The 13,622-nt window shown below is 69.7% G+C and carries 12 protein-coding genes; 4 read left to right on the top strand and 8 right to left on the bottom strand.

Annotated features, from left to right (window positions below; all coding sequences use genetic code 11):
- Nucleotide 1: 1 nt before the first annotated feature.
- Nucleotides 2–520, bottom strand: a complete 519-nt coding sequence (locus BRW65_RS02255; RefSeq protein ID WP_073870735.1) for a hypothetical protein — start codon at nt 518–520, stop codon at nt 2–4.
- The gene (locus BRW65_RS32115) at nt 517–1,962 is read right to left on the bottom strand and encodes a serine/threonine-protein kinase (protein ID WP_073870733.1); all 1,446 of its coding nucleotides are present in this window, start codon (nt 1,960–1,962) and stop codon (nt 517–519) included. The genes BRW65_RS02255 and BRW65_RS32115 overlap by 4 nt, the downstream gene beginning before the upstream one ends.
- A gap of 79 nt (nt 1,963–2,041) precedes the next feature.
- Here BRW65_RS32115 and menD point away from each other — a divergent pair, with 79 nt between their 5' ends.
- The 4 genes from menD (at nt 2,042) to BRW65_RS02230 (ending at nt 6,189) form a co-directional block, all read left to right on the top strand.
- Entirely contained in the window at nt 2,042–3,667 is a 1,626-nt protein-coding gene (gene menD / locus BRW65_RS02245) for a 2-succinyl-5-enolpyruvyl-6-hydroxy-3-cyclohexene-1-carboxylic-acid synthase (RefSeq protein WP_073870731.1), read from the top strand.
- A 7-nt stretch (nt 3,668–3,674) separates the two neighbouring features.
- Nucleotides 3,675–4,190 carry a DUF3592 domain-containing protein gene (locus BRW65_RS02240; RefSeq protein WP_432206390.1) on the top strand — a complete coding sequence of 172 codons (516 nt, stop codon included), beginning with the start codon at nt 3,675–3,677 and terminating at the stop codon, nt 4,188–4,190.
- An 89-nt stretch (nt 4,191–4,279) separates the two neighbouring features.
- Nucleotides 4,280–5,434 carry a glycosyltransferase family 4 protein gene (locus tag BRW65_RS02235; protein WP_073870728.1) on the top strand — a complete coding sequence of 385 codons (1,155 nt, stop codon included), beginning with the start codon at nt 4,280–4,282 and terminating at the stop codon, nt 5,432–5,434.
- A gap of 128 nt (nt 5,435–5,562) precedes the next feature.
- Nucleotides 5,563–6,189: an FHA domain-containing protein gene (locus BRW65_RS02230; RefSeq protein ID WP_073870726.1), complete on the top strand. Its 627-nt coding sequence runs from the start codon at nt 5,563–5,565 to the stop codon at nt 6,187–6,189.
- 41 nt (nt 6,190–6,230) lie between these two features.
- Here the strand turns inward: BRW65_RS02230 and BRW65_RS02225 are convergent, their stop codons facing one another.
- From BRW65_RS02225 to BRW65_RS02205, 6 genes are all read right to left on the bottom strand, one after another.
- Nucleotides 6,231–6,992, bottom strand: coding sequence for an RNA polymerase sigma factor (locus BRW65_RS02225; RefSeq protein WP_073870724.1), 762 nt, complete (start codon nt 6,990–6,992; stop codon nt 6,231–6,233).
- Between the two features lie 216 nt (nt 6,993–7,208).
- A complete protein-coding gene (locus BRW65_RS31615; RefSeq protein ID WP_167373969.1) occupies nt 7,209–7,385 on the bottom strand; it encodes a hypothetical protein in 177 nt (58 codons plus the stop codon).
- 193 nt (nt 7,386–7,578) lie between these two features.
- Nucleotides 7,579–7,815: a hypothetical protein gene (locus tag BRW65_RS02220; RefSeq protein WP_073870722.1), complete on the bottom strand. Its 237-nt coding sequence runs from the start codon at nt 7,813–7,815 to the stop codon at nt 7,579–7,581.
- Nucleotides 7,816–7,906: 91 nt separating this feature from the next.
- Nucleotides 7,907–10,966, bottom strand: coding sequence for a lantibiotic dehydratase (locus BRW65_RS02215; protein WP_073870720.1), 3,060 nt, complete (start codon nt 10,964–10,966; stop codon nt 7,907–7,909).
- A gap of 9 nt (nt 10,967–10,975) precedes the next feature.
- Nucleotides 10,976–13,132, bottom strand: a complete 2,157-nt coding sequence (locus tag BRW65_RS02210) for a peptidase domain-containing ABC transporter (RefSeq protein ID WP_073870718.1) — start codon at nt 13,130–13,132, stop codon at nt 10,976–10,978.
- Nucleotides 13,129–13,575, bottom strand: coding sequence for a hypothetical protein (locus BRW65_RS02205; protein ID WP_073870716.1), 447 nt, complete (start codon nt 13,573–13,575; stop codon nt 13,129–13,131). The genes BRW65_RS02210 and BRW65_RS02205 overlap by 4 nt, the downstream gene beginning before the upstream one ends.
- Between the last annotated feature and the right edge of the window lie 47 nt (nt 13,576–13,622).

Raw genomic sequence — 13,622 nt, 5'->3', positions numbered from 1 at the left:
GTCACACGGGATCGAAACGGTTGATCAGCCAGGTCCCGTTCACCTTGGCCAACCCCACTCGCACGGCGCTCGAGCTGGTTGTCGGTGCCGGCTGGTCCTTCGATGTCGTCGTTTGGTTGACGAACACGAGAACGGCCGCCTCGTCCGCGGTCAGCGTTTCCACGCCGGCCCGGGGGACGGTCGCGGAGGCCTTGAGCTCCTTCTGTTGCGCCTTGGGCTTGACGGTCTGGCTGGTGAAGTTGTCGTAATACCGCAGGAAATCGCCGGTCAGCATCGCCTTGGCGGCCTCGAAGTCCTGGTCGAGGGTGTCGGGTGAATAACTGAGCAACTTGACTGTCCCGGTGCTCGCGGCCTGAATCGCCGCCTGGCGGGCGGCGGGTTGGTCGGCGACGGGTGGCAGCGGGGGGCGGCTCTTGCTCAGCGCCTCCCACCCGCCCACCGACGCCGCGACCAACGTCCCGATGGCCAGCGCCACCACCAGCAGCCACCACGCCAAACGCCGTCCCCGCCCGGCGGTCATGAGACGAACTCCACCTTGGACACCTTGTAGGTGTCGCCCATCTTCTCCACGTCGAGGGCCAACCGCCAGTCCCGCGGGTCCTGCGCCGCCCCAGTGTTATTCATCACTTTGGAGGTGGCGGCGACCAGCACATGTGCCGTCGAGCCGTTGACCGACTCCAGGGCCGCGCTCTTCACGGTTCCTTGACTCGTCACGTTCGACTGCGCGACCACCTTCCTGAAATCCGAGCCCTGGTTCGCGAAGTCATCGTGGAAGGCGCCGGTCGATCCATCGATGATGCGCTGCACGTCGCTGTCCGCGGACGCTGGGCTCAGGCTGGTCAGCCAGACGGTGAATTGCTTCGCGTAGTCGACGTACGGCTGCCATTGGGGCGCCGCGGTCGACGGCCCCGGGTCCGGCCGCAGGACCTGCGTGGCGGCGAGGCCGGCGGCGCCCAGCAGCAGCACCGCCAGGATCAGCGGCACCACGATCGCCGGCCACCTGCGGGCGGTGGGTCGCCCCACCGGGTACTGGGGCATCGGCTGCCACGGCGCGTATGCCTGGGGTGCCGGTGCACCGGGCGCTGGTGGCCAGACGGGGGCGGGCCGCGTCGGATGCTGGTGAACCGTCGAGGCGGCGTCCGCTAGGGCGGCCGCGAAGTCGGTGCACCGCGCATAACGTTGGGCGGGGTCCTTCGCCAGCGCCTTCGACAACACCGGGTCCAGCCCCGCCAGCTCCGGGCGGTGCTGCGCCAGCGGTGGCGGCGGGGCGTTGAGATGCTTGCCGATGACGACCGCCGCGTTGGAATGCTGAAACGGAGGCTTGCCGATCAGCAAGTGAAACGCGGTGACGGCCAAGGCATATTGATCCGCCCGCCCGTCCATCGCCTCGCCCATCAGCTGTTCGGGTGCCGCGTAGGCAATGGAGCCGACCGTCACGTTGGTCACCGTCAGGCCGCTGATATCGTCGCTTCGCCGGGCAATCCCGAAGTCCGCCAAGAGGATTCGGCGCCGCTGCGAGTCGGACGTGGTCAGCAGGATGTTGGCCGGTTTCACGTCGCGATGCAGCAGGTTGCGCTGGTGGGCGTAGTCGAGGGCGTCGGCGACGGCCGCGACGATCTCCAGCACTTCCCACACTGGCAAGTCGCCGTCGCGCATGCGCAGCGCCCGAGCGGCGTCGGTGCCGTCGACGTAGTCCATGGTGATCCACAGCTGGCCGTCGAATTCGCCGCGATCGTGCAATCCCACGATGTTCGGGTGCCACAGCCCGGCCGCCAGGTCCGCCTCCCGGTTGAAGCGTTGCCGGAAGTCGGCGTCCTCAGTTAACGCGGCGGGCAGGATTTTCAGCGCGTCCAAACGTGGCAGCCGCGGGTGCTGGGCCAGGTAAACCTCGCCCATTCCGCCGGACCCGAGGAGACGCTGAATGGTGTAACCAGCGAAGACGGCACCGTTGTCAAGCGGCATGCCATGAATCCTAATGACCCTGGCGTCGCCGCCCGGCCGCTCCAGGCGCCCGGTCGGCGGGTTGTGACAGGCTGTAGTAGTGAATCCCTCGACGACACAGGCCCGCGTCGTCGTTGACGAGCTGATTCGCGGCGGCGTCCGCGACGTGGTGCTGTGCCCCGGGTCGCGCAACGCGCCGCTGGCCTTCGCGCTGCACGACGCGGACCGCGCCGGCCGGATCCGGCTGCACGTCCGCATCGACGAGCGCACCGCCGGCTACCTGGCCATCGGCCTGGCGATCGCCGCCGGCGCGCCCGTGTGTGTCGCGATGACGTCGGGCACCGCCGTGGCCAACCTCGGGCCGGCCGTGGTGGAGGCCAACTACGCGCGGGTGCCGCTGATCGTTCTGTCGGCCAACCGGCCCTACGAGATGTTGGGCACCGGGGCCAACCAGACCATGGAGCAGCTGGGCTACTTCGGCACTCAGGTCCGCGCCGCCATCAGCCTCGGCCTGGCCGAGGACGCACCCGAGCGGCTGGACGCCCTCAACGCCACCTGGCGATCGGCCACCTGCCGAGTCTTGGCGGCCGCCACGGGATCTCGCACCGCCAACGCCGGCCCGGTGCAGTTCGACATCCCGCTGCGCGAACCCCTGGTCCCCGACCGCGAACCCCACCGCGCCGCCGCCCCGCCAGGGCGGCCCGGCGGGCGGGCGTGGACCTACACGCCGCCGGTCACGTTCGACCAGCCGTTGGACATCGACCTGTCGCCCGACACCATCGTCATCGCCGGGCACGGCGCCGGCGTGCACCCCAACCTCGCGCAGTTGCCGACCGTCGCCGAATCGACGGCACCCGCCCCGGAAAACCCGCTGCACCCGCTGGCCCTGCCGCTGCTGCGCCCGAAGCAGGTGATCATGCTCGGTCGGCCCACCCTGCACCGGCCGGTGTCGGCGCTGCTGGCCGATCCGCAGGTGCCGGTGTACGCGTTGACCACCGGGCCGCGCTGGCCCGACGTGTCGGGCAACTCGCAGGCCACGGGGACGAGGGCGGTCACCACCGGCACCCCGAGTCCGGCGTGGTTGAAGCGCTGCGCGGAGGTCAACCGGCACGCCAACGACGCGGTGCGCGGCCAGCTCGAGGCGCACCCGCTGACCACCGGCTTGCACGTGGCGGCGGCCGTGGCCGACGCCCTGCGGCCCGGTGACCAGCTGGTGCTGGGGGCGTCCAACCCGGTCCGCGACGCGGCCCTGGTCGGCCTGGACACCCACGGCATCCGGGTCCGCTCCAACCGCGGGGTGGCCGGCATCGACGGCACGGTGTCCACCGCGATCGGGGCCGCGCTCGCCTACCAGGGGCGCACCGTCGCGCTGATCGGTGACCTGACGTTCGTCCACGACAGCTCCGGGCTGCTGATCGGGCCCACCGAGCCGACGCCGCGCGAGCTGACCATCGTGGTCTCCAACGACAACGGCGGCGGCATCTTCGAGCTGCTCGAGCAGGGCGACCCGCGGTTCTCCGACGTGTCGTCGCGCATCTTCGGCACGCCGCACGACGTCGACGTGGGTGCGCTGTGCCGCGCCTATCACGTCGAGAGCCGGCAGATCGAGGTCGGCGAGCTGGGCGCGGCGCTCGACGAACCCGCGGCCGGGATGCGGGTGCTGGAGGTCAAGGCCGACCGGTCCTCGCTGCGGCAGCTGCATGCGGCCATCAAGGCAGCCCTTTGAGGATCTCGTGAACCACCTGAAAAGGCTGCTGCACATACTGATTCACGGTCGCAGCGACAAGCCGCCCAACACCCGGTCCCGGATCGCGTTGCGCTGGGCCCGCATCGCGGTGCTGATCGTGACCGGCTTGGTCACCCTGCAGTCGATCTTGCTGGTCGCCGGCGCCTGGCGCGACGACATTGCGATTCAACACAACATGGGCGTGGCGCAGGCCGAGGTGCTCAGCGCCGGGCCGCGTCGTTCCACCATCGAGTTCGTCACCCCCGAGCGGGTCACGTACCGCCCGGAGCTCGGTGTCCTGTACCCGTCGCATCTGGCCACGGGCATGCGGATTTACGTCGAGTACAACAAGAACGACCCCAATCTGGTTCGGGTGCAGCACCGCAATGCCGGGCTGGCCATCATCCCGGCCGGCTCCATCGCGGTGGTGTGCTGGCTGGCCGCGACGGTCCTCCTGATCGGGCTGGCGGTGCTGGACAAGCTGCTCGATCGCCGTGACGAGGCCGCGGCGACACCGGCCTAGCCGGGGTTGGAAGCGCCCGACCAGCAGATTTCGCGCGACGTATGCCCGCAGGCAACCTTCGCGACAGCAGGCGCTGACACCGTAGTGGTGTGCGCGTTGCCATCGTCGCCGAATCGTTCCTGCCGGAAGTCAATGGTGTCAGCAACTCGGTGCTCCGGGTACTCGAGCATTTGCGCCGGACCGGTCACGAAGCCCTCGTCATCGCCCCGGACACCCCTCCCGGCGTGACCCCGGCGGATCGCGTCCACGACGGAATCCGCGTGCATCGCGTTCCCTCGCGGATGTTTCCGAAGGTCACCACGCTGCCACTCGGCGTGCCGACGCCCCGCATGGTGAGCGTGTTGCGCGGATTCGACCCGCACGTGGTGCATTTGGCCTCGCCCGCGTTATTGGGCTATGGCGGCGTCAAGGCGGCACGCTGGCTGGGGGTGCCGACGGTCGCCGTTTATCAAACGGACGTACCGGGTTTCGCGGCCAGCTATGGCATCCCGATGACGTCGCGGGCCGCGTGGGCCTGGTTCCGGCATCTGCACAGCCTCGCCGACCGCACCCTGGCGCCGTCCACGGTGACCGTGGAATCGCTTGGCGAGCACCGCTTCCCCCGGGTGCACCGCTGGGCGCGCGGTGTCGACGTGCTGCGGTTCGCCCCGTCGGGAAGGGACGAGGCGCTGCGGCGCCGATGGTCGCCGCAGGGCAAGCCGATCGTCGGCTTCGTCGGCCGGTTGGCTCCCGAGAAGCACGTGGAGCGGCTGATCCCGCTGGCGGCGCGCGGCGACGTGCAACTCGTCGTCGTCGGCGACGGCGTCGACCGCGCCAAGTTGCAAAAGGCGATGCCGACAGCGGTTTTCACCGGCGCGCTGTACGGCGACGAACTCGCCGTGGCGTACGCCAGCATGGACGTCTTCGTCCATCCCGGCGAGCATGAGACGTTTTGCCAAGTCGTGCAGGAAGCGCTGGCGTCGGGGTTGCCGGTGATCGCCCCCGACGCCGGCGGCCCACGCGACCTCGTCACGCCGTGGCGCACCGGTTTGTTACTGGGCGTCGACGAGTTCGAGGCGAGGTTGCCCGCGGCCGTCACCCATCTGATCGACGAACGCCACCGCTACGCACCGGCGGCCCGGCGCAGTGTGCTCGGCCGCAGTTGGCCGGTCATCTGTGACGAGCTGCTCGGCCACTACGAGGCGGTGTTGTCGCCGTTCTCCCGCAGGCGGATATTCGCCAAGCGGTACGCACAGGGCGAATGAGCTGACGGTCGACCCCGCGCCGACCAACGTGCCCGAAGGTTTGCTGTCGTCATTCTGACTGAATATTCTCGCGGCAGCGACCAAGCTTTGCGTTGGGGGTCAGAATTGGCCTGACAGGAGGGGTCAGTATGTCTTCCCATTTGGAGGTCTGGAAGCCGTCAGGGCGCGAGCTGATCGCGCTCAGTGGTGAACGAGTGACGCTCGGCAAGTCCTTGACCAATGCCGTGGCACTCGAGCACGACGCGACCGTCTCGCGTGTACACGCGGTCTTGGAGAACTTCGGGCAGGCCTGGTCCGTCCGGGATCTGGGTAGCCGCAACGGCACCTTTGTCAACGGCGAAAAGATCGCGGCAGAGCGGATCCTGCGGTCCGGGGACGAATTGCGGCTCGGCAGTTCACGATTGGTCTTCTGGATGACGAGGGGGGCCGACGAAGCGCCGGGCGATCAAGAAACCGAGACGGGTAAGTCCATCTTGCGGCCGCCCCGGATGACCGTGCGCGAACTCGAAGTCCTCAAGGCTTTGTGTCGCCCGTTTGTCTCCGATGACCCGTTTCCCGAGCCCGCATCGGTACGTCGGATGGCCCAGGAGCTATTCGTTACCGAGGCGGCCGTCAAGCAACATCTGCAACACCTGTACGACAAGTTCGGCATCAACACCGAGGGAGATCGCCGCGTCCGGCTGGCCAACGCCGCCATCCGGCTCGGGGCTGTCAACCGCACCATGCTGCGTGACCGTCGTCCGCAGCAGAGGTGAGCAGCGGGGGTCGGTCGCCCGGCTACCGCGGCCGTGTGCGATCAGGAGACCTTGTCCAGCACCCCGCCGCCCAGCAGGGCGACGGCGTTGAGCGCACTGCGGCGGTATTCGTCGCATGTCGGGCATGAATCAATATGACGTGCAATGCGTTTCCGCATGAGGACGGTGAACTGCTGGTCCCAGCCGGACAGGTCTGCGGCGAGCTGCGGGCATCCGTGCCGCGCGGCGCGCCGGGCCACCAGCAGTGCGCCCAGCGAGCGTTCGACGGTGTCGCGCAGCCGCTGTAGGAGCTTCTTGGTGGAGTCGTAGCTGAGGCCCAGCGCCTGTGCGAGCTCGCTTCCGGCCAGGCCGCGGTGGTAGGCGAGGTCCAACACCTGGCGGTCACGCTCGGACAGCCCCTGGGCCGCCTGGGCGATCAGTTGAGCGAGTTCGTTGCGCGCCGTCAGCGTGAACGGCCCCGGCCCGGTCGCCGCGTGATCGGGCATCTCGTCGAAGGCGGCCTCGCGGCGGCGTCCGGAGGCGGCCCGCAGCGCGCTGCGACGGGCGATGGCGTACAGCCACGGCCGGAGCTTGTCCGCGTCACGTAGCTTCGGCAACTCCGTTGTCGCGGTGCAGAAGACCTCCTGCACGCAGTCGGAGGCCGCGTGGCGATCGCGCAGTATGCCCACGCAATAGGCGTGCAGCGGGCCGGCGTAGCGGTTATAGATCCCGGCCAAGGCCCCGCGATCGCCGGCCGCCGCGGCGCGGGCGAGGTCGGCGTCGCTGACGATGCGGCTGTTCGGAAGTGTGGTCATGGAAGTCATGACTGAAATGCTCGGCGATTGTAGGTGAGTTCGTAATTACCGCGGAGGCCAGTTTCCGCTCCCGCAAGGGAAGGGTTTACTACCCGTTTGGTAAGGGTCCGACGGGCGGCCTCGGTCCCTGGAGCACACGAACGACCACCGGCCCCATAACCGTTACGTCGGTTATGGGGCCGGTGGCGGCTGTTTCACGCGGTGTGTGGGCAGCTCACCCCTTCACTACTTGGTGTGCCGCGTGCGCGTGCCGGTGCCGTTCCCGGTGCCGGTTCCGGTGCCGTTGCCGGTGCCAGTTCCGGTTCCGTTGCCGCGGCCGCCGTGCGCGATGCGCAGCTCGTCGGCGGTCAGGGTGCGAATGCTCTGGCGGCGCAGCGCGAGTTTGTCGTGCTTGATACTCATCGGATCGTTCCTTCTGTGTGATTCGTTGACGGCGGACCCGGGCGGGCCCGCTCATAGGTAGGAGCATCCGCGAGGTCGAAGGGTGACAACTTTTTCGCGTGCCACACAACGAGAACCGCCCCACAATCGATACGGAATCGGCTGTGGGGCGGTCTCTTTCGGGTCGGCATGGCCGGCATGGCCGGCATTGTGGCTAGGCCACCGTCACCGTCGGTTGGGGTAGATCCGTAGCCGTCAGCGTCGGATTGGTGCGGGTGCCCGTGTGGGTCCCGGTGGTGGGCACGGTGGTGTGCTTGGTGGTCTTGCCCGTGCCGTTGCCGCCGCCGGTGCCGTTGCCGCCCTCGCCGCCGTGGGCCATGCGCAGCTCGTCGGCGGTCAGGGTGCGGATGCTCTGCCGGCGCAGTGCCAGCTTGGTGTGGTTGGTGTTCATTGTTTTCTCCTTGCTGTGATTTGTGTTGGCGCGCGGACCGGATTTGGGCCGCGCTCACAGGTAGGAGCGACGAAGCGGGCAAAGCGTGACGCTATTTGGCCCGCGCTAACTGGCTCGCGTAGTGGCGATCGAGGAAGCTCAGCAGGACGAGTTCGTGGGTGCGCGCGGCCGAGCGCAGCAGCCGCACGGCGTTCAGGTGGCTGAAGCTGTGTAGCAGGTCCGAATGGGACTGCGTCAGCTCACCCCGCTTGCAAAGGTCCGCCAGCTCCGCGAGCAGCGGCGCCAGCCGCTCGGATCGCCGCCGGAACGCTCGGCGTGCAGACCCGTATGGATGCTCCGTGGTGTCGTCGAGCAGCGCCGTGACGTCGGCGCGCTCGCGACGCCAGCGCTGCCCGATCCCGGGATCCAGGTTGGCCGCGCCGGGGTATTCGGGCCGGTAGCCGGCGGCCCCGCTCCTGGCCCACTCGCGGCGCTCCCGGATGTCCAGCCCCGCATCGGCCAGCAGGCGGTCGGTGGCGTACAGGCACAGCTTCCAGCGGGCATCGGCCGCGCCCTCGCCATACAGGTCAAGCACACTCAGTACGTGCAGCACGGCCTCGCTGTCGGCGGCGTGGATGCGCTCGGCCAGTTCGATGCCGGCGTCGCCGCCGTAGCGTTCGATCTCGCGGTGGTAGGTGTCGGTCGCGAGCCGCCATATCGTCCCGTCGCCGAGGTGGGGGGCCAGCGCGTCGGTCAGGGCCGGTAGGGCGTGGTCGCGCAGCGCGGCCGGATCACCGTGCAACCGAACCCGCAGATGATGTTCGGGATCGGCGTAGCGCAGGAAGAACCAATCGTCCACGACGCCGCTTTGTCGCAGCTGTTTAGCGACGGGGCCGACGGTCTCGGTCAGGACGCGATCCGCCGACGCGGTTCCCGTATAGGCCTTGAGGTAGAGCCACTCGCTGCCGGGCGCGAAGGTCCGGCGCACCTTGGGTGCGGTCCACACTCCGGGGGCGGGTGCCGGCTCGCCGCGCCGGACGAACGGCACGATGAGCTCATGGGCGAACCGGCCCTGCGGCCCGGCGGCGACCCCGGTGGGCAGGACTTCCTCGACGATCGCCTCGGTCCGCCCCCGGAGCACCTTCGCGGCCGCGGCGGTCAGGGCGGGGCTGGCGGTGTCGACGTAGAGGCGGTTGTCGCCGTCGGCGATGAGCAGCTCGCCGGGCAGCCCCCGCCTGCGGGTCAGGCCCGCCCAGCCGGCCACGGCGTCGGGTTTGGTGACCAGGGAGATCTCGTCCGCCGACAGCCGCCAGCGGGCCCGCGCCAACACCAGGCGCCCGGCGGTGACCCGCGGCAACGTCGGCGCTCCGGACAGGGCGCCCCAATCCCACGCGAGACCGCCGGACACGCCGTCGCTTTGCAGCGCGGCGAGAAACCGGTACGCCCCGAAGCCGCGCCACGCCGGATTGTGCGCGGTCGTCAGCCGCGGCCTGACTTCGGCGCCCAGCCGCGGGCTGTAGAGGACGACGCGGTCACCGTCGAGACGCACGGTCAGCTCATCGACACTGAGCTGACGCTCCGCGGGTGCACCCGAACGCCCCAACAGCACCAGCTCGTAGTCGCGGAGCACCGGCCGGGCCAAGACGTTGCCCACCCGGCCCTCCGGCAAATGGATGATTTCGGCGAACACCACCCCTGGCGACTGCGCCTCCTCGGCGCGCAGGTGGTTTCGGACCGCGGCGGACAGGCGCGGATCGCCGTGACAGAACCGGCCGAGCAGCTGCGCCCCCGAAGGCCCGTAGGCGCAGTCGATCTCGACGCCGTCCTCGAGGAGGGTGGCGTTGACGGCCAGACTGTCGGGCAACGGCGCCGGCGGCGGCGAGGACGACTCGAGCCGAGCGATTGTCGCGCCGTCGAGCTCGAGACTCGCGGCGCCACTCTCGCGGACGCGCATGACCAGGTCGACCAACGTCGCGTCGCGGGCGGTGAACGCATGGTGCGGGGCCGGGCCACCCAGGTCCAGCCCGGCCAGCAACGGCGACTCGTCGGCCGCCGGGTGCGTCGACGCGTCGAACCCGATGCCCATCTCCTCGTCGAGCGCCTCCATCAGCGCGACCTCGCGGTCCTCGTAGCGCGCCGCGAACTCGTGCTTGAAGCGGGCCAGCGCCGGGTCCTCCCCGCTCGTGGACAGCCGATGCAGCAGTTGCACGCCCTCGGTCAGCAGTCGCACGGTGTCCGGCCCCAGAGTCAGACCCGCGCCCGCCCGGTGCAGGTCGACCTGGACCAGCCGCGCCTCGTCTCCCGCGCCGGCCAGCTCGAGCAGCGTCGCGGCCGCCGCCTCGTAGGCCTCGGGCGGATTACCGAGCCCGGCGGCGTCCAGACCGGCGAGCTCGTCGCGGACGCGCCGCAGCGCCTCCGACGTCGCGGCGAAGTCGGGCCCGCTCAGCGACGACATCAGCTGCGCCAGGGGTTCTGCGCCCGTCACTGCGGGTTCGGCCACCGGCGTCAGGACCTTAGCGTCGACCAGGGCATCGACGTATTCGCGGGCCTCGTCGCGCTCGACCCGCATCCCCTCGGCAACGGCCTCGACGACCCTCTCCACCGTGCGTCCGCCCGCGGCCGCCTCCAGCGCGCACCGCAACGGCGCGTCATCGGACACCACGACCAGGTGATGGGTGCGACGGCCTTCGCGAAGCCGGCCTTCGATGAGCCGCATGGCGCCGGCCGCGTGGTAGCGGCTGGAGTTGGGTTCCACCTTCATCGCCGGCCGTGTCGCCGGGTCGGCCAACAGCCGCTCCACCAGCGCGGCCAGCACCTCCGTGTCGGGTCGGCTGTGCCGGCTGACCCCCTCCGGGCCGTCGACCACCAGCGCGGTGGACTCGCCGACGCTTCCCAGCGAGCAACCGGCAAAGAGGCCGAAAGGTGTTGCGCGGGTGCACATCCGGGCCAGATACGCGGTCACCGACGCGATCACCCGGTCGTCGGGTTCGCCCGCGGCCACGCATCGCATCAACCCGGGCGAGGCGAGGTGCAGCGCCTCGCGAACCTCCGGCCGCGCGACAAGGCTGCGCCAGTGGGTGGGGTCGGTGCGCAGGCGGTCCAATTCCTCCAGTGGCAGCAACGGAGCGCGCAACACGAAGAAGCCGCTCGGTGTCAATGTCGAAGCGTTCATTTCGGTTTCCTACCTTGTTGTTTCGCCGACGAGCTGTCCGGCTACGAGTTGTGCGTAGTGACCGCCCGCGGCCATCAGGTCGTGGTGGGACCCCGCTTCGACGACCCGGCCGGCGTCCATCACCACGATCTGGTCCGCGTCGATCACGGTGGCCAGTCGATGCGCGATGACGATGACGGTGCATCCGAGGGCGGCGATGTTGGCGTGCACCCTGGCCTCGGTGACGGTGTCGAGGCTGCTGGTGGCCTCGTCGAGCAATAGGATCCGTGGGCGTGGGGCGAGCGCGCGCGCCAGGGCAAGCCGTTGGCGTTGACCACCCGACAGGGAGGCGCCCGCGTCCACCAGCGGCGTGTCGTATCCCATTGGCATCGAACGGATGTCGTCGGCGACACCGGCCAGCTCCGCGGCCGACTCGATCCGTTCCAAGGGCAGGCTGGGGTTGCCCAGCACCAGGTTGTCGCGAATCGGCAGCCCGAAGATGTAGGGGTCCTGGGTCACCACCCCGATCTGGGAGCGCACGCTGCGCGGGTGCAGGGTGGCGAGGTCGATGCCGTCGAGCAGGACGCGTCCCTCCGAGGGCGGGTAGAGACCCAGCAGCAGCCGGCCCAGCGTGGATTTGCCCGAGCCGGAACGCCCGACGATGGCAAGGACCTGCCCGGGTCGCACCTCGAGGCTGGCGCCGTCGACGACCGGTGGGCCGTGGGCGGTGTAGCGGAACGTGAGCTGCTCGGCGCGGACCGATCCGGTGAGTTCGGGTGCGTGCCGAAGCTCGCGCCCGGCGGTTTCCGTGGGGGTGTCGAACACGTCGTCGAGGCGGGCCAGGTAGCTGCCGAGCAGCTGCACCTGCAGCGCGGTGGCGACCAAGATGCCCAGTGGCTCAAGGAATCCCGTCGCCAGCGCGGCCAGGGCGAGCATGGTGCCCAGCGAGAGCTGCCCGCCCGACGTCAGGTTGGCGCCGACCAGCAGCACCGCGACGGGGGACAACAGCGCCAGGCCGTGGATCGCGGTCGCCACCAGGGCCTCGAGGCGCCCGCGGCGCAGCGAGACGTTCAGTTCGGCGATGAACAGGTTGGTCCAGTGCGACACGGCGCGACGCTCCGCGCCGGCGGCCTTGAGCGTTTCGACGGCGGAGAACATCTCGTAGGCATAGGACTGGGAGCGGGCTTCGGTGGCCAGCGCTTCGCCCATCAGGTGTTGGTTGCGGCGGCGCGCGGCCAGCAGAACCGCGACCTGTGCGGCGCCCAGCACGGTGACGAGGGCACCCAGCGTCGGCGACAGCGCGAAGATGACGGCCAGATAGAGGGTGGCCAGCGTGCCGTCCAGCAGCGCGGAAATGGTGCCCGTGGTCAGGATCTCGCGGACCGTGGCGTTGCTGCGCAACCGCATCATCAGATCGCCCGACGAGCGCTTCAGGAAGAACCCGTAGGGCAGGTCGACCAGGTGCTCGAGGAAGTCGAGCGTCATGTCGACATCCAGTCGGCTACGCAGCCGCAACAGCAGGTGGGCGCGCAGGTACGTCGCGAGCACCGAATAGGCGATCAGCGCGGTCATCACCGCGGCCAGCACCTTCAGCAAGTGTGCATCGCTGTTCGGAACCACTCGATCGACGACCACCCCGGTCAGCACCGGCACCGCCAGCGCCATGACACGCACCACCACCGAGGTGGCGAGCACGTGGCCGATGCCGTTCGAGCGGGCCAGCAGTCGGCGCGCGTGGTGGAGCGCGCCGGGGGGCTTCCGTCCGCCCGCCGCGAAACCGTCGCCGGGCTCCAGCGTGACCGCGACGCCGCTGTAGAGATCGCTGGCCGCGTCCCAGCTGAGCCGGTAGCGGCCGGCGGCCGGATCGACGATGGTCACACCGCGCGGAGACGTCGAGTCCAGGACGACGAAATGCGCTGCACCCCAATGTAATACGGTGCCGCTGGGCAGGACCCGCAGATCGTCGAGTTCGGTGGCTACTCCCCGGGCGCGCAACCCGAAGGAGGACGCGGCTTCGGCAAGCCGCAGGGCGTCGACACCGTCGCGCCCCGTCCCGGTGGCCTCGTGCATCTCGGCAAGCGAAACGTGGCGGCCGTGATAGCCCAGGGCCATGGCAAGCGCGGCGGCGCCGCAGTCGGCCGTCTCCGCTTGTGCGACATAGGGGATCGCGCGCGCCCGGCCCTTCACCGAAGCCTCGGCAGTAACACGCTGATCAGCCGCTGCCGTCCCCGCGGGACGAGAAGTTCGCCGGTCGGTGCCGAAGCGGGCCGGTCCAGCCCGGCCTTCACCTCGGTCGCGGTCACGTCGACGACGGTCGCGCGTTGCGTGGCGCCGGAAGCATCCCGGAATTGGGTGGTCGTGCCCCGCGCGGGCGGTGTCCCGTCGCCGCGGCTCGCCGTCACCACGGTGCCTTGAGCGACAGCGGGTAGCGCCTCGGTCTGCGCAATGCTGACGGTGCCGGCGTACACCGCGCCCGTTGCCAACAGCACAGTGAGTGCGACAAGGCCCCCGTCCACCCCACCCTGCTGCTTGATCAGTTCACCGGGGCGGCTCGCAGCGGACTGGCGGTCGCGCCAGCGGTCACGAAACACCCGCCCATGCCGGTTCTCGCCGTTTCGGTCGCTTTTCATTCGTCGCTCCTACGTGAAGGCCACTCTCACGGGTAGGAGCTCCAGCG

This window comes from Mycobacterium paraffinicum, from assembly GCF_001907675.1.
In the GTDB taxonomy this organism is placed as follows: Bacteria; Actinomycetota; Actinomycetes; order Mycobacteriales; family Mycobacteriaceae; genus Mycobacterium; species Mycobacterium paraffinicum_A.
The sequence above is the reverse complement of the archived record's forward strand: the minus strand, read 5'-3'. Positions and strand labels throughout refer to the sequence as shown.